At 30.6% G+C, this 16,053-nt stretch carries 17 protein-coding genes; 4 read left to right on the forward strand and 13 right to left on the reverse strand.

Annotation, left to right across the window (positions count from 1 at the left end; genetic code table 11):
* The first annotated feature begins 3 nt into the window (after window positions 1-3).
* Window positions 4-858, forward strand: a complete 855-nt coding sequence (locus tag CLV91_RS10285) for an ion transporter (RefSeq protein ID WP_245987173.1) — start codon at window positions 4-6, stop codon at window positions 856-858.
* Entirely contained in the window at window positions 858-1,778 is a 921-nt protein-coding gene (gene miaA, locus CLV91_RS10290; RefSeq protein WP_121067420.1) for a tRNA (adenosine(37)-N6)-dimethylallyltransferase MiaA, read from the forward strand. The genes CLV91_RS10285 and miaA overlap by 1 nt, the downstream gene beginning before the upstream one ends.
* A 38-nt stretch (window positions 1,779-1,816) precedes the next feature.
* Here the strand turns inward: miaA and CLV91_RS10295 are convergent, their stop codons facing one another.
* From CLV91_RS10295 to CLV91_RS10355, 13 genes are all read right to left on the reverse strand, one after another.
* On the reverse strand, window positions 1,817-2,527 hold the full coding sequence (locus tag CLV91_RS10295; RefSeq protein ID WP_121067423.1) for a response regulator transcription factor: 711 nt from the start codon (window positions 2,525-2,527) through the stop codon (window positions 1,817-1,819).
* A gap of 6 nt (window positions 2,528-2,533) precedes the next feature.
* Complete coding sequence (locus CLV91_RS10300) at window positions 2,534-4,114, reverse strand: sensor histidine kinase (RefSeq protein ID WP_121067426.1); 1,581 nt, start codon at window positions 4,112-4,114, stop codon at window positions 2,534-2,536.
* A gap of 80 nt (window positions 4,115-4,194) precedes the next feature.
* The gene (gene coaE, locus CLV91_RS10305; protein WP_121067429.1) at window positions 4,195-4,779 is read right to left on the reverse strand and encodes a dephospho-CoA kinase; all 585 of its coding nucleotides are present in this window, start codon (window positions 4,777-4,779) and stop codon (window positions 4,195-4,197) included.
* Complete coding sequence (locus tag CLV91_RS10310) at window positions 4,776-5,732, reverse strand: CdaR family protein (RefSeq protein ID WP_121067432.1); 957 nt, start codon at window positions 5,730-5,732, stop codon at window positions 4,776-4,778. The genes coaE and CLV91_RS10310 overlap by 4 nt, the downstream gene beginning before the upstream one ends.
* Entirely contained in the window at window positions 5,729-6,745 is a 1,017-nt protein-coding gene (locus CLV91_RS10315) for a glycosyltransferase (protein WP_121067435.1), read from the reverse strand. The genes CLV91_RS10310 and CLV91_RS10315 overlap by 4 nt, the downstream gene beginning before the upstream one ends.
* Window positions 6,746-6,895: 150 nt before the next feature.
* On the reverse strand, window positions 6,896-7,705 hold the full coding sequence (locus CLV91_RS10320; RefSeq protein WP_121067438.1) for an enoyl-ACP reductase FabI: 810 nt from the start codon (window positions 7,703-7,705) through the stop codon (window positions 6,896-6,898).
* Between the two features lie 81 nt (window positions 7,706-7,786).
* A complete protein-coding gene (gene recN / locus CLV91_RS10325) occupies window positions 7,787-9,445 on the reverse strand; it encodes a DNA repair protein RecN (RefSeq protein ID WP_121067441.1) in 1,659 nt (552 codons plus the stop codon).
* 56 nt (window positions 9,446-9,501) lie between these two features.
* The gene (gene porD, locus CLV91_RS10330; protein WP_121067444.1) at window positions 9,502-10,389 is read right to left on the reverse strand and encodes a type IX secretion system protein PorD; all 888 of its coding nucleotides are present in this window, start codon (window positions 10,387-10,389) and stop codon (window positions 9,502-9,504) included.
* Window positions 10,382-11,587, reverse strand: a complete 1,206-nt coding sequence (gene coaBC / locus CLV91_RS10335; protein ID WP_121067447.1) for a bifunctional phosphopantothenoylcysteine decarboxylase/phosphopantothenate--cysteine ligase CoaBC — start codon at window positions 11,585-11,587, stop codon at window positions 10,382-10,384. The genes porD and coaBC overlap by 8 nt, the downstream gene beginning before the upstream one ends.
* 3 nt (window positions 11,588-11,590) lie before the next feature.
* Window positions 11,591-11,923, reverse strand: coding sequence for a DNA-directed RNA polymerase subunit omega (locus CLV91_RS10340; protein ID WP_211333210.1), 333 nt, complete (start codon window positions 11,921-11,923; stop codon window positions 11,591-11,593).
* A gap of 12 nt (window positions 11,924-11,935) precedes the next feature.
* On the reverse strand, window positions 11,936-12,766 hold the full coding sequence (locus CLV91_RS10345; RefSeq protein WP_121067453.1) for an outer membrane protein assembly factor BamD: 831 nt from the start codon (window positions 12,764-12,766) through the stop codon (window positions 11,936-11,938).
* A gap of 117 nt (window positions 12,767-12,883) precedes the next feature.
* On the reverse strand, window positions 12,884-13,774 hold the full coding sequence (gene dapA, locus CLV91_RS10350; protein ID WP_121067456.1) for a 4-hydroxy-tetrahydrodipicolinate synthase: 891 nt from the start codon (window positions 13,772-13,774) through the stop codon (window positions 12,884-12,886).
* The gene (locus CLV91_RS10355; protein WP_121067459.1) at window positions 13,774-14,307 is read right to left on the reverse strand and encodes a DUF6913 domain-containing protein; all 534 of its coding nucleotides are present in this window, start codon (window positions 14,305-14,307) and stop codon (window positions 13,774-13,776) included. The genes dapA and CLV91_RS10355 overlap by 1 nt, the downstream gene beginning before the upstream one ends.
* Window positions 14,308-14,374: 67 nt before the next feature.
* Here CLV91_RS10355 and CLV91_RS10360 point away from each other — a divergent pair, with 67 nt between their 5' ends.
* Entirely contained in the window at window positions 14,375-15,139 is a 765-nt protein-coding gene (locus tag CLV91_RS10360) for a 5'-nucleotidase C-terminal domain-containing protein (protein WP_121067462.1), read from the forward strand.
* Between the two features lie 2 nt (window positions 15,140-15,141).
* Complete coding sequence (locus CLV91_RS10365) at window positions 15,142-16,053, forward strand: bifunctional metallophosphatase/5'-nucleotidase (protein WP_121067465.1); 912 nt, start codon at window positions 15,142-15,144, stop codon at window positions 16,051-16,053.

Below are 16,053 nucleotides of genomic sequence, written 5' to 3' on the forward strand. Positions count from 1 at the left end.
ATTTTGAACACAAAGAGAACTAATACCAATTGGAAGAATAAAATTCATGAAATTATTTATGAAGCAGACACTCCTATGGGTAAATGGTTTGATATTGTTCTTTTTGTTCTAATAATAATAAGCGTAATACTAGTAATGCTAGAAAGTGTAAAAGAGATTGATGCTAAGTATCATGATGCACTTTATGCATTTGAATGGGTTGTTACTATTTTTTTTAGCATAGAATATGTTTTAAGAATTATAAGTATAAAAAAACCATTTAAATATATTTTTAGCTTTTATGGTATTATAGATTTTGTTTCTACAATTCCATTATACATTTCTTACTTTTTTGCTGGCTCTCAAATATTTTTAGCTGTAAGAGCTTTACGACTGTTACGTGTTTTTAGAATATTAAAACTCGTAAAATTTATTGGGGAAGCATCAGAACTAACTAGAGCATTAAAAGCCAGTAGAGCAAAAATTGCTGTTTTTATATATGTAGTAATCATTCTATCTATAATAATGGGTACTCTTATGTACTATATTGAAAGTGATGATACTGGATTTACAAGCATACCCAGAAGTATTTATTGGACTATCGTTACCTTAACCACTGTAGGATATGGAGATATTGCTCCGCAAACACATTGGGGGCAGTTTATAGCAACTTTAATTATGATTTTAGGTTATGGTATTATTGCTGTTCCTACTGGTATTGTAACTACTGAGTTTGCTAAAAATAATAAGCAGAAAGGTAATGCAGCTGATAATGGCACTAATTTTGTACACATGAACACGCAATGTTGCCCAAGTTGCTCTGCAGAAGGCCACAGAGACAATGCTAAACATTGTTACAATTGTGGAGGAACCTTATAATGAAAAACACCATTATCTCTGTTGTAGGTCCTACAGCTATAGGAAAAACCAAACTTGCAATTAAAATTGCCCAACATTTTAATACTGAAATTGTGTCTGCAGACTCAAGACAATTTTTTAAAGAAATGCGTATTGGAACGGCTGTTCCTACAAAAGAAGAATTACAAGCAGCCAAACACCATTTTATACAGAATAAAAGTATTGAAGAACCTTATTCTGTAGGAGATTTTGAAAAAGAAGCTCTTGCATGTATTAACAATCTTCATAAACAACATTCTATTGTTATTCTTGTTGGCGGTAGCGGATTGTATGTAGATGCCGTAACCAAAGGTTTTGATAAATTTCCTAAAATTGCACCTGAAATTAGAGAAAAACTAAATAACACTTTAATAAACGATGGTATTATCCCTCTCCAAGAACAACTAAAACTGTTAGACCCAAAATACTATGCTGTCGTAGATACAGAAAACCCACATAGAGTCATAAGGGCTTTAGAGGTTTGTATTGGTTCTGGTAAACCCTATTCTTCTTTTATCACAGATAAGAAGATAAATAGACCCTTTAATATAATTACGGTAGGAATTACAGCGGATAGAGAAATAATATATGAGCGCATAAACCAGCGTGTAGATATTATGCTAAAAGAGGGGCTTTTAGAAGAAGTAAAATCTCTAGAAAATAAAAAACACTTAAATGCATTAAATACAGTAGGCTACAAAGAGCTCTTTAATTATTTAAATGGGGAGTGGACGTTAGAATTTGCTATTTCTGAAATTAAAAAAAATACCCGCCGGTTTGCCAAAAGACAACAAACTTGGTTTAAAAAGAATGAGGATACTCTTTGGGTAGATTATGAGTATGATTGGAAGCAATTATCAAGCATATTAGAAATTCATGTAAAAGAAAAAGCATCTAAATAGTTATTTAGATGCTTTTTCTTTAAATATGCAAACAACAACTATTCTGCTGTCTTAACTACTAATCTAAATCCTTCTCCGTGAATGTTTAAAATCTCTACAGAATCATCCTTTTTCAAGTACTTTCTAAGTTTTGCTATATAAACGTCCATACTTCTAGATGTAAAATAATTATCATCTCTCCAAATTTTTGTAAGCGCTAATTCTCTAGGCATTAAATCATTCTCATGTAAAGCTAAAAGACGTAATAACTCATTTTCCTTAGGCGAAAGTTTTACAGCCTCTTCTTCTCCAAATTTTAAAAATCTAAGTTTAGAGTTTAAATGAAAACCACCTATTACAAATTCAAACTTTCTACTATCTGCTAGAGTATTAGATGTTTTCCTTTGAAGTATTGCTTTAAGCTTCATTAAAAGTACTTCAGAATCAAAAGGTTTATTTAAATAATCATCTGCACCAGCTTTATATCCTTTTAAAACATCTTCCTTCATTGTTTTAGCTGTTAAGAAAACAATAGGAACATTCTCGTTCTTTTCTCTAATTTCTTTTGCTAAAGTATAGCCATCTTTATAAGGCATCATTACATCTAAAATACAAACGTCATAATTGTCCTTTTTAAACTTCTCAAAACCTTCCATACCGTTTTTAGCAAGAGTAACATCAAAGTTATTCATTGCTAAGTAATCTTTTAAAACAATACCAAAATTTGGATCATCTTCTACTAATAATATTTTTTTTTCTACTGTCTCCATATTATTTTAAATTAACGGTAACTTTATATAGAAAGTACTTCCTTTTCCTTTTTCACTTTCTGCATAAACCTCACCTTGGTGATCATCTATTATTTTTTTAACATAAGAAAGCCCTAAACCGTGCCCTTTTACATTATGAATGTCTCCTGTGTGTTCTCTATAAAATTTTTCGAACACTTTTTTTAATACCGCCTTGCTCATTCCTGAGCCTTGGTCTTTTATTTTTATTATTATATTACTCTTTGCAATTTCTGTATATACATCAATCTTTGGTGCTTCTACCGAGTATTTAATTGCATTATCTAAAACATTTACAACTACATTGGTAAAATGCATTTCATTAGCTAACACATCTTTCCTTTGTGCCTCTAAATGTGTATTTATATAACCTCCCCTATCTTCTACAATTAGTTCTACATGCGCTATTGCATCTTCTATTATGTCGTGTACATCTACCCTATCCTTACTAATATCTAGTTGATTTTTTTCTAACTTAGATATTCGTAATACATTTTCTACTTGCGCGTGCATACGTTTATTTTCATCTCGTATCATTTGCAAATACCGCATTACCTTTTCTTTATCTTCTATTATTTTAGGATTCTTAATAGCTTCTACTGCCAAATTAATAGTTGCAATGGGCGTTTTAAACTCATGCGTCATATTATTTATAAAATCTGTCTTAATTTCAGATATTTGCTTCTGTTGTATTAACTGATATATAGCTCCTGCATAAGCAAGAACAATAATTAGTGTAAATAGCAAAGACAAACCTGCCATTCCTAAAATAGACTGTATTAAAAACCTTTTTTTCTTCGGAAAATTAATAAGCAAGGAAAAATTAGAATTTCCTTCTAAATCTTTAAAAATAGGCGACTGATAAATATTTGTTTTGGTATACTTAAATTTTTTAGATTTTACTTTTGTTGGCAAACCTTTACTATATACTCCGTATTCAAAATCTACATTTAATCCTCTATTTTTTAATTCACGGTCTAACAACAACTCTATTTCCTGTGTAGAAACTCTTCTATGAATAGGTACTTTTTTAGCATATTCGCTAAAAACATCTTCCATTTGTGCTCTTTCTATTGCAGATAAGCCCCCTATTTTTTCAAATTTCTGTACTGCATTTAATTCGTATTGTTTGCCATCTAGACCAACATTTTCTTTATAAATTGCGGTGGTACGCTTACTTGTATAGTTTTTAATTGTTGTTACGGTGTCTATACTTCCATTGTCAAAGAACGTAGATGCTATATTATAATCTTCTTCTAAGATACCATGCGAATACATGCGTATCTCATTAGAATTTATATCTCTATCTATAAAAAAGAAATTTCTTAAATGAGAACTCTTAGGTTTCCCTATACTATCTCTAAGGTTAAAATACCTATCAAAATAATTTCTTGTTTCTCTACTTGCTATTTTATTTGTAACATTATTAAGAGCTTCCGACACTGTATTGGAGAATTGTTCTTCCTTATCTTCTACAGATTGTTTAATCCAAAAGATTTGAACAAAAATAATTCCAACAAGTGAGAGGCTCATTAAAACAACTAAAATAACAAACAACCTCTTATTCATTCTTTGTAAAATTAAGATTTAACCTATAGAAAATTGCACCTTTAACCTAACCTTAACAAAAATGTTAAAATCTCACTAGGCTAGCTATATGCAAGCAGAGACTTATGTAATGCTTCTACTTTTTCTTCCGTATCTTTAATATCAATATTCTCTATAACAAAATTTGCCTTTGCTATTTTTTCTTTATCACTTAATTGATTATTAATACGAGCCAAAATAGCTTCTTTATTTGTAGCATCTCTATGCAAAACTCGTTCTACTCTAACTTCTTCCGGAGCTGTAACTAAAATTACAGCGTCATATAATGAAGAGGCATTGTTTTCATATAAAAGTGCTGTTTCCTGGATTACGTATGAAGTATTTTGTATACTTACCCACTGCAAAAAATTTTCTCGAACAGCTGGATGCACTATAGCGTTAAGTTTTTGTAATAATTCTTTGTCTTTAAAAACTTTTCCAGCAATATAAGGTCTATTTAATTTTGACTCTTTATAGGATTCTTCTCCAAGTAATGTTTTTATTTCTTTAATTAAAATCTTAGAGGTATTCATTAAAATTTTAGCCTCCCTATCTGAATTATAAACAGGAACGCCCAACGCTATAAATAAGTTTGCCACAGTAGTTTTTCCACTACCAATACCCCCTGTTAAACCAATTATTTTCATTGTTTGCTAATAATATAGGTTACTTTTTTTTCTAAAAGAGTTGCACTATAAACTTCGTTTGGTGTACTAGTAACTTTAAGTGACACTTTTTCTTTGCCTTGTAGCATATTATTGTAATTTGCTGTTACAACAAAATCTTCTTTTGCTATTTTTTTTAATACTTCTAGTTTTGCTTTACACAAAATTTTAACTCTGTCTGGGAAAATCTTTACTATAGTATCCTTTGGTAAGTTAATAACTCTAATAGGAATATTATTTATTATTTTTTCTGAAAAACGAGAAACATTTCCTTTTACAATAACGTTCTCTACACTATAGGTTGTGTTTTTAAATGATTTAGGAGTAATTATTTTGATAGTTTTAGAAAAATCTTCCCCAATATTAGATAGTTCAAGTAAGACTGTTTTTAAACTCTCTAAAGTGTCTATTTTATTTTCTGGGCCAGTAACCTCAATAGTACTGGGTTCTAAAACAATTGCACCATCTAGCATACAATTTTTCTGAAGTGTAAGCTTTATATTAGCATTTATAGATACAGGTTTTGTTATTATTTTAACTAATTTAAAATCTATACGTTCCTTGTCCAAGTCTTTTAATACCATAGAGTTAGGTAATGCTCTTTCTACTTGTTTTTGAATTTGCTTTACAGATAAACTAAAATTAGAGTTTTTTACTTCTTCTTTTGATAAGTCTACAACTATTTCCTTGGCACTTAATCCAAAACTTAAAAACTGAAACCCTATGGCCTGTAACTTTACATCTAATTTTTCTTTGGATACCGATTTTAGAAGATATCCTTCTGGAATATTTATATAGTTTAATTTAAATGTAGTACTACTCGTATACGTTTCTGATAGTTTGTTTATAAACCAAGCCAAACTAGAGACTAGTAAAAAAATGGAAAAAATTTTTACTTTTCTCTTTTTTAAATGTTTACCTATTTTCTTAATCAAAGTATGCTGTTAGTTTTAAAAAACAAATTTGGAAATATTTCTCTTGGTTTCTTTTTACTAAAGTTAATCCAAAAAGTGGATTTTAAAAAACCGTATCCATATCCTACAAACTGAATAACTACTGCAACCAAAGAGAGTGCTGCTACACTAAAGTTTTTATTTTCTAATAAAGAATGAAAAAACAATACAATAAAATAGAGTTTATATAGTGCTAAAGGAATCCAAGCTCCAAATAACAATAGAAAAACCGATATTATAAAACCGATACAAAATAACGTAGGAAACCAATATGTTATTTTCTTTGTCTCTGGGTGCCATTTATTTAAAATTGGCCTTACCATCCCAAATTTGTTTACTTGAATATAAAATTTATTCCAATCTATTCTTCTTTTATGATATACATATGCTTCTGGTATTAGCTTTGTATCATACCCTTTATTCCAAATACGTATGGTTAAGTCTGGGTCCTCTCCTGGGTGAATATTACCGTAACCACCTACAGTTTCAAATGCTTCTTTAGAGATTCCCATATTAAAACTACGAGGCTGAAACTTGTCTACTGCCTTTTTTCCTCCTCTTATTCCTCCAGTAGTAAAAAAAGAAGTCATTGCATAATTAATTGCTTTCTGCACTGTAGAAAAAGATTCATGTGCCGCGTCTGGGCCACCATAACAATGCACAAAATTTTCTTGTAAAGATTTTTCTGCTACTTCTAAATATTGAGGCGGAATTATACAATCGGAATCCAATACTATAAAGTAATTTCCTTTTGCTCTTCGCATTCCATAATTCCTAGAATCTCCTGGTCCAGAATTAAATTTCTTATAATATGATATATTTAATTTTGATGCAAAGCTTTCTACTATATTTTCTGATGAAACCGTAGAACCATCCTCTATAAGTACTATTTCAAAAGGTTTGGTATATGTTTGTTTAGAAAGGCTTTCTAACAACTCCAGAACCTCATTAGGTCTATTATAAATTGGAACAATAAAAGAAAAAGACAAATCCATAGTAACCTAATTTATAGGTGAATATACTCGATAATCGAGATTTAAATGCTCCGAGGATTGCCCCGAGGTAGTTTACGTAAAAAACAAATTGACTTCCAGGAATAGCATTCCCAAAAGTCAACCTTAAAAATTATCTATATAAAATAAATTTTATTCAAACTTATCCATTACTTCTCTACTAACTCCTGTATTAGAAAAACCACCATCATGAAATAAATTCTGCATAGTAACTTTACGTGTAAGGTCCGAGAATAATGTTATGGTATAATCTGCACAATCTTGTGCAGTAGCATTACCTAATGGCGCCATTTGGTCTGCAAAATTAATAAAGCCATTAAATCCTTTTATTCCTTGTCCTGCTGTTGTTGCAGTAGGAGATTGTGAAATAGTATTAACTCTTACTTTTTTATCTTTTCCAAAGAAATAACCAAAACTACGTGCTACAGATTCTAAATATGCTTTATTATCTGCCATATCGTTATAATCTGGAAAACTTCTTTGTGCTGCCATATACGTTAAGGCAACTATACTACCCCACTCACTCATAGCGTCATTTTTATATAATGTTTGCATTACCTTATGAAAAGATAAAGCAGATATATCCCAACCTTTAGCCGTAAAATCATAGTTCTCATCCATATAAGACCTTCCTTTACGAACATTTACAGACATTCCAATAGAATGTAACACAAAATCTATTTTACCTCCCAAAATCTCCATAGATTTTGTTACAAGATTTTTTAAATCTTCCTCACTTGTTGCATCTGCAGGTATAATTTCTGAACCTGTTTGTTCTCCAAGTTCTTTTAATTGACCCATACGTAAAGCAATTGGCGCATTGGTTAAAACAAAAGTACCTCCTTCTGCATGTACACTTAATGCTGTTTTCCATGCAATAGAATTTTCATCTAATGCTCCAAAAATAATTCCTCTTTTGCCTTTTAATAAATTATATGCCATTTTCCTGTTCTTAGGGTTTTTATAAAAATCAAAGATATTTAAAATATGTTAAAAAAATAGTAGTTGTGCACCTATAAATGCCTATACTCCACTTAATAATTCCTTTGCATGTGCAATTGCAGAATCTGAATGTTCTTTTCCTCCCAACATTTCTGCCAACTCCACTACTCTTTCTTCTTTAGATAACATATATAAATTAGTTGTTGTTCCTTGGGTATTTTCTGTTTTGTGCACCTTATAATGTTGATTTCCTTTAGATGCTACTTGTGGTAAATGTGTTATAGAAAAAACTTGCATATCTGCACTCATATTTTTCATAATAACTCCCATTTGTCCAGATATTTCCCCTGAAACTCCGGTATCAATTTCATCAAACATTATCGTTGGCAAATCTTCATACTTAGCTAATATTGCTTTTATTACTAACATAATTCTAGATAATTCACCGCCAGAAGCTACTTTTTTAAGCTCTCCATAATTACCTCCCTTATTTGCCGAAAACAAAAATATTAAATCATCCTTACCAGATGTTTTATACTTTTCAGAAGGAACAACCTCTATCTTAAAAGATGCACTTGGCATACCTAAAATACTTAAAGAACTTTCTAATTGTTTTTTTAAGTTAGGTATAATTTTTTGCCTTCTATTTCTTAAGCTTATAACAATCTCTTCTAAAACATTTTTTTGCTTGGAAAGCGCTTCTTCTTTTTCTTTAATCGTAGCTTCTATATTCTCTGTAGTAGAAACTTTTTTGCTTAAATCTTCTCTTACAGCAACTAATTCTTCTATAGTTAAAACACTATGCTTTTTTTGAAGATCATACAATAACTGAAGTTTTGCATTAACCTCTTCTAAAACTTTAGGATTTGCTTCGGTATTTTCTATAAAGTCTTGCAATTCTGTAGCAATATCATCCAATTCTATAAATACAGATTGTACTCTTTCATTTAATGAATTGTATTTACTACTAAAACCAGATAATTTAGTGGTTACCTGCTTTAATTGAGAAAGAGCTCCTATTACTCCTATTTGTTCCTCGTTAAGCAATTGATTACCTGTAGCTAACTGCTCCATAATGAGTTCTACATTATTAAGCTGTTCATACTCCTCTTCTAACTCTTCCAAAATCCCCTCTTTTAAAGGAGCAGATTCTAATTCTTTTAACAAAAAGCTATTATAATCCTGTTCTTTAGAAGCGTTATCCCGAAATATAATAAGCTCTTCTAATTCTTTTACTAAAGATTGATATTCATTTAATGCAGAAGAATATTTAATTAAAATCTTAGAATTCCCTGCTAATGCATCTACTACTTTTAACTGAAAATTTGTATCTCCTAATTGTAAAGTTTGATGCTGGGAGTGCACATCTATAAGCCTTTCTCCTAATTTTGAAAGTATATCTAAGGTTACTGGAGTATCATTTACAAATGCTCTAGATTTTCCACTTGGTTGTATTTCTCTACGTATAATTGTGGTGCTTTCATAATCTAAATCTTGTTTGGTAAAAAAAGAATTTAGATTATATTTTTCTATATTAAACTCTGCCTCTATAACACATTTCAGTGTTTTATCTCTTAAAGAAGATAAATCTGCACGTTTCCCTAAAACTAAAGACAAACCTCCAAGAAGTATAGATTTACCAGCTCCTGTTTCTCCCGTAATTACTGTAAAGCCTTTAGTAAAGGATACATTTAACTGATCTATTAGGGCGTAATTCTTTATGGATAAATTTGTAAGCAATGTAGATAATTTTATTGCTACAAATGTAATCTATATTCTATCGTAAAAAAATAGAGTTAATATTTAATATCATTCCAGGTGCTAGAATATAAGGGCGCAATCCTATTTAAGGTTTCTTTTAGCTTTACTACATCTATTTTTGGGCCACCAGAAAAGATATTTTGAATTTCTTCAGACTTTGCATCAAAAAAAGTTTGCATTAAAAAAGCATTAGGTCTTCTTTTAATCATGGTATCAAACAAATTCATGGTACCTGCAATAATTTGCTTACCTGTACTATTGTTATCTCCAAGAATATCTAATCCTTTTCTATGATAATTATACATTGCAACTCTGTATTCTTTATATGTATTAGAAAGTAAGTTATCTACAAGTTCAAAACGACTTCTGTCTGAAGATTGACTCCAGCCCGCAGAGTTTCCTCCTTGTGCTTGTGCAACTATATTCTGAGCTTTTCTAAAAAAGTCACTACCACCTTCTAGTTCAAAAGTATCTGCATCTAAACCTAACATAATATACACATAATAGGCAACCACGCTCACTAAGTTAGACTCATATACATTCTCATTAAATACTAGCGGCTGAAATTCTATATACTCAAAATTTAATTGATTGTCTTTATAATTAAAAATTGGGGTTTCATAAGAGGTATTAAATACAGGTCTTGAGGATTGTATTTGAATATTACCTTTAAATCTATTAGATTCATATTCTGTTATGGTAATAAACATTTGCGCATTAATACGCTCATTTTCTTTATAAATTTTATTTGTCCATTTTGTTTTATTTACAAAATCGTTTAATGAACGGTCTAAAGTTTTAAAAATTTGTTGATTGGTTTGTGAAACCTGATCCGAGTTTATTGTTATTTTACAGTTTAACTCTTGTGCTTTTACAAACAAGGTGAACCCTAAAAAAAATATAGCGATACTTAAATTACGCATCTAGTCTTTGAATTATTTCGTTTAATATATCTAAAGCAACAGCTGCCTTAGTTTTTAATTCAAACGTTTTTATCTGTAAATTGGTATCTATGAAGGTAATTTTATTAGTTGCTTTCCCAAAACCTGCACCGCTATCATTTAAAGAATTAAGAACAATAGCATCTAAATTTTTCCTTTTCAGCTTTCCTGTTGCATTTTCTATTTCATTTTCTGTCTCTAAAGCAAAACCAACCAAGAACTGATTTGTTTTTTGCTCCCCTAAAGAGAATAAAATGTCTTTGTTTTTAACAAGCGCAATAGAAAACTCCTCTGTCTTCTTTTTTATTTTTTGACTTGCCTTTGTTTTAGGTTTATAATCTGCAACAGCAGCTGCACAGATTGCAATGTCTATATTTTTATAGTGTTGATGTACTTCTGCATACATTTCATCTGCAGAAACAACTTTTATTAAATTTACAAAACTATGATCTACAGTATATTTAGAAGGACCAGAAACCAATATAACTTCTGCTCCTAAATTTGCTGCACATGTAGCCAACTCAAAACCCATTAAGCCTGAAGAATGATTCCCAATAAAACGGACAGGGTCTATAGCCTCATACGTTGGCCCAGCAGTAATTAGTACTTTTTTTCCTCTTAAAGGAAGGTTCTTAGCTATTTCATTTTCTACAAACGAAATAATATCTTCTGGTTCTGCCATTCTGCCTTCACCAACTAAACCACTAGCTAATTCACCAGAAGCAGCAGGAATAATGATATTACCAAACGATTTTAATGCTGTCAACGACGCCTTAGTTGAGCCATGTTTATACATATCTAAATCCATTGCTGGAGCAATAAAAACAGGGCATTTAGCAGATAAATATACTGCCAGCAATAAATTATCACAAGTACCATTAGCCATTTTAGACATCGTATTTGCGGTTGCAGGAGCAATTAGCATATAATCTGCCCAAAGACCCAATTCCACATGATTATTCCAATCTACTTGGTTTTCCTCTTTAGAAACAAAAGAGGTAACAACAGGATTTTTAGATAACGTGGCTAAGGTTAGTGGAGAAACAAAAGAGCTGGCGCTCTCTGTTAAAACAACTTTAACATTGGCGCCAGCTTTAATAAGTTTACGAACAAGAAATGTAGTCTTATAAGCTGCAATCCCTCCAGTAATTCCTAAAAGGATGTTCTTATTAGCTAACATATATTATGCGTCTTTCTCTGTATTTCTGTAGTATATTTTATCATTTAACCACTCTTCTACTGCTAATGCATGTGGCTTTGGTAGTTTTTCGTAAAATTTAGAAACTTCTATTTGTTCTTTATTTTCAAAAACTTCTTCTAAGCTATCGCTATATGTAGCAAACTCTTCTAATTTTTCTAAAAGTTCTTTTTTAATATCAGAGTTTATCTGAATAGCTCTTTTAGATGCTATAGAAATAGCTTCGTAAATATTTTCTGTTTCTTTATCAAACTCATTTTTATTAATGGTTTTTGTAGAAACAGAAGCTTTTGAATTTTTTAAATCGTTCATGTTCATAATACCAGGTATTTATTTTGCTTCCGTAGGAAAACTTTTTAATTCTTTTTCAATTTTTTTAAGAAGGCCATCTGCCTCTTTTTCAAATTTAGTTTCAGGATATTTTTTCTTTAAAACGCTATAAGCATCTTTTGCATTGTTTAAACGGTCCTTTTTTAACACTTCATAACTATTCATTGCCATGTGTGTTGTAGCTTGCAACTTTATATATAAAATATCTTCTTTAAAAATAGAACCAGGATAATCTGAAACAAAATTATCACATGCAGCTACTGCAGATTTTAAAAGCTCATAATTAAACTCTCCAAGTTTATTATACTGCTTTGCTATCTCAAAAGATTTTTTTTCTTTTTTAGTAGTAAGTTCTTTTGCTATTTTATTTGCTTCTTTAAAATACTCAGAATCTGGATATGTATTAATAAAATTCTGAAGTTTTAAAAGTGCTTTATCGGTATCTGTTTGATCCAAAGAATAATTGGGAGAAAGCATATAGTAGCTTTTTGCTCCTAAAAAAGCTGCTTCTTGCAACTTATCACTTTTTGGGTAAGATTTAATAAAACGCTCAAATTGGTAGCCTGCCATATTAAAATCTTTTCTTTGAAAATAAGTATTTGCAAAGAAAAACATTACTCTCTCTCCTTGTGGCTTACCAATATACTTTGGGGCAATTTGTTCAAATAAACGATTAGAACGCTTAAAATCTTCTTCTTTATAAAACTTTTCAGCCATGTCATATTTAGCCTTTACATCATCATTCTTAAGTACTTTTTGGTACTCGCTACATGATTGTAATACTAATGCAACAATAACAATTGAAAAAAAGTTACTCTTCTTTAAAAACATTCTGCAAAATTAGGAATTATCAATGGATATAAAAAACATTTTTACAACGCTAAAATAAAAGCATTCATAGGATACCACAATGCTTTTATGTTAGTTTTAACTTTCTTGTAAAAATATTTATGCCGTAACCTTGATAAACGGCTTTACAAACGCTTCAATTTTTTGTTTTAATTCTGATGTTGCTTCCACTAATGGCAAGCGTACAGTAGCTTTACACAAACCTGCCAATTCTAAGATTGTTTTTATTCCGGCAGGGTTTCCTTCTTCAAAAATTAATTGCATTCCTTCTTGCATATTGTAATGCAACCTATAGGCTTCTTCTACTTTCTTTTCTAATCCTAAACGAATCATGGATGAAAACTCATTTGGCAAACCTTGTCCAATAACAGAAATTACACCTGAACCCCCTGCCAATACACTAGGCAATGCTGTAATATCATCTCCAGAAATTACATGAAAACCATCTGGTGTATTTTTAATTAATTCCATTACTTGTACTATATCGCCACAGGCTTCTTTTACTGCTACAATATTTTCAAAATCTTGTGCTAAACGAACTACAGTTTCTGGCAAAACATTACTTCCGGTTCTACCTGGCACATTATATAAGATAACCGGAATTGGAGACGCTAAAGAAATAGCTTTAAAATGCTGATAAATACCTTCCTGCGTAGGTTTATTGTAATATGGTGATACAGAAAGAATAGCCACAAAATCTTTTAAGTTTACTGAAGATAACTCTTCTACTATTAAAGCTGTATTGTTACCTCCTACCCCTAAAACCATTGGTAAACGCCCTGCATTTGTAGCAGTAATAGTATCTATTACTAGTTGTTTTTCTGCTTTAGATAATGTTACAGATTCTCCTGTTGTGCCTAATACCACTAAATAATCTACTCCATTATTAATATTGTACTCTACAATTACAGTTAGAGCAGCAACATCAACATTCCCATCTTCATTAAAAGGGGTTACCAAAGCAACACCTGTACCCAACAATTCTTTCATTATTCTATTTCGTTTAATACTCTTAAATATTTTTTAAGTTCTGTTTTAAAAACTTTAAAGTTATTCATTGGAGTATCTAATATTAAATCATTATAAACTTTATCTACCTCAACAAAACCAACATTTACTCTTGCTCTTGTTTTTACTGTCATTAACTCTAATAATAAGTTTTCCTCATTATAGTAGTTTACTAACATATCATAGTCCCGACTCAAAAATTCTAAAGCGTAACTATTTTCTATATTTCCATTCCAACCTAAATCTTTACCTGAAAAAACAGGAATAGAATATGGCGAATTTTTATCATAAAAACTCTTATATCCTATTATCTTAACAGCATTTGGTCGTAAAGAAAATTCTTCTATAAATTCATAGAATAAATTTGAATTTTCAAACTTATCTAAATCTACAATACAGCCAATAGATGTAATCCCTTTTTTACGCTTAACTTCTGCTTTTGGCTTACTTAATTCTGCCTTTAAAAATTTAGCTCCAGATTTACGTTTTAATTTATCTTTTATTCCGTTAAACATGTATTTTTACATTTCTACAAATGTAAAGAATCTTCATTTGTTTAGACAGTTCAAAATTAAAACAATCATGAATTTAAAAATAACACATTTTGTTATATTTACAACATTTGGTTTCATTGCTTCCTGTTCAAATTCTACCCAAAAACTAACAAAAATTGAAGCCAAACAAATACCAATTAACATTGATTATACGGAAATAGATTCTATAAACGCTTATATAAAACCATATCGAAACCGTATAAATAATGTGTTAGATAGTACTCTTGCATATGCTTCGCATAAAATTTCCAAAGATGACGGAATATACAATACTAGCGCTGGTAACTTAATAGCAGATATTATTCAAAAACAAGCCAACCCCACATTTAAATCTAGAACAGGAAAAACTATAGACTTTACTCTTTTAAATCATGGCGGTATACGCTCCATAATTTCTAAAGGACCCGTTACTGCTAGAACCGCTTACGAGGTTATGCCTTTTGAAAACACTATTGTTGTGGTAGAGTTAAACGGGAAATCTGTGCTCGAATTGATTCAATATTTAATAGATACAAAAAGAGCACATCCCATCTCTGGCATTCAAGTAATTCTAAACAAAAACAATACATTAAAAACTTTAAAAATTAAAGGTAAACCGTTTGATGATTCTAAAACATATTTTGTAGCTACATCTAACTACCTTGTAAGTGGAGGTGATAATATGGGATTTTTTAAAGATGGACTAAACGTTTTTGAATTAGATTATAAAATAAGAAATGCGATGATAGATTATTTCATGAAAGTAGACACCCTATCCCCTATGATAGATAAACGTTTTTATAAAATAAAGTAACTATGGACAGAAGAAAATTTATTACAAACACCTCTGCTACTTCTGCTTTTTTAGGCTTAGGAGGACTAACTTTAGGATCCTGCTCTCTATACAAACCAACAAAAATTACTATTCTACATACTAATGATGTACATAGCCACATAGACCCATTTCCATCGGACCATTCTGATTTTCCTGGTTTAGGAGGATTAGCACGCCGTGCAACATTAGTAGACTCTATTAGAAAAGAAAACCCCAATACATTACTATTTGATGCTGGGGATATTTTCCAAGGCACTCCATATTTTAATTTTTTTGGTGGAGAATTAGAATTTAAGTTAATGAATATGCTTAAATATGATGCTGCAACTATAGGGAATCATGATTTTGATAATGGCATAGAGGGGCTTCTTGCTCAAGTCCCAAACGCAAAGTTTGATTTAATTACCGCTAACTATGATTTTAGCAATACTGCTTTAAATGGATATACAAAACCTTACAAAACTTACACGCTAAACAATATTAAGATAGGCGTTTATGGCATTGGAATAGAGCTAAAAGGTTTAGTGACTAAAAAATTATACAAAGAGACAAAATACCTGAATCCTTTTGAAATTGCAATAGATATAGAAACCAAGCTAAAGGAAGAGGAAAAATGTGATTTAATTATCTGTCTTTCCCACTTAGGCTACGAATATACTACAGAACAAAAACCTGACGATATTACCCTTGCTTCTAAAACAAAATACACCAATTTAATTATTGGCGGACACACCCATACTTTTCTTGAAAAACCTACTATAGTTAAAAACGCTGAGAACAGAGAGGTTTTAGTAAACCAAGTGGGTTGTTTTGGAATAAACTTAGGACGAGTAGATTTTTATTTTAACGGAAGCACTAACACAAACGCTAACGGTGTTTCTATAAAAGTTTAG

This window comes from Maribacter vaceletii (assembly GCF_003634105.1).
GTDB classification, from domain to species: domain Bacteria; phylum Bacteroidota; class Bacteroidia; order Flavobacteriales; family Flavobacteriaceae; genus Maribacter_B; species Maribacter_B vaceletii.

Bases quoted from the DNA above. Each gene is read 5' to 3' on its own strand.
- miaA (WP_121067420.1), top strand. From the start codon at position 858: ATGAAAAACACCATTATCTCTGTTGTAGGTCCTACAGCTATAGGAAAA.
- CLV91_RS10295 (WP_121067423.1), bottom strand. From the start codon at position 2,527: ATGGAGACAGTAGAAAAAAAAATATTATTAGTAGAAGATGATCCAAAT.
- CLV91_RS10300 (WP_121067426.1), bottom strand. From the start codon at position 4,114: ATGAATAAGAGGTTGTTTGTTATTTTAGTTGTTTTAATGAGCCTCTCA.
- coaE (WP_121067429.1), bottom strand. From the start codon at position 4,779: ATGAAAATAATTGGTTTAACAGGGGGTATTGGTAGTGGAAAAACTACT.
- CLV91_RS10315 (WP_121067435.1), bottom strand. From the start codon at position 6,745: ATGGATTTGTCTTTTTCTTTTATTGTTCCAATTTATAATAGACCTAAT.
- CLV91_RS10320 (WP_121067438.1), bottom strand. From the start codon at position 7,705: ATGGCATATAATTTATTAAAAGGCAAAAGAGGAATTATTTTTGGAGCA.
- porD (WP_121067444.1), bottom strand. From the start codon at position 10,389: ATGCGTAATTTAAGTATCGCTATATTTTTTTTAGGGTTCACCTTGTTT.
- coaBC (WP_121067447.1), bottom strand. From the start codon at position 11,587: ATGTTAGCTAATAAGAACATCCTTTTAGGAATTACTGGAGGGATTGCA.
- CLV91_RS10340 (WP_211333210.1), bottom strand. From the start codon at position 11,923: ATGAACATGAACGATTTAAAAAATTCAAAAGCTTCTGTTTCTACAAAA.
- CLV91_RS10345 (WP_121067453.1), bottom strand. From the start codon at position 12,766: ATGTTTTTAAAGAAGAGTAACTTTTTTTCAATTGTTATTGTTGCATTA.
- dapA (WP_121067456.1), bottom strand. From the start codon at position 13,774: ATGAAAGAATTGTTGGGTACAGGTGTTGCTTTGGTAACCCCTTTTAAT.
- CLV91_RS10355 (WP_121067459.1), bottom strand. From the start codon at position 14,307: ATGTTTAACGGAATAAAAGATAAATTAAAACGTAAATCTGGAGCTAAA.
- CLV91_RS10360 (WP_121067462.1), top strand. From the start codon at position 14,375: ATGAATTTAAAAATAACACATTTTGTTATATTTACAACATTTGGTTTC.
- CLV91_RS10365 (WP_121067465.1), top strand. From the start codon at position 15,142: ATGGACAGAAGAAAATTTATTACAAACACCTCTGCTACTTCTGCTTTT.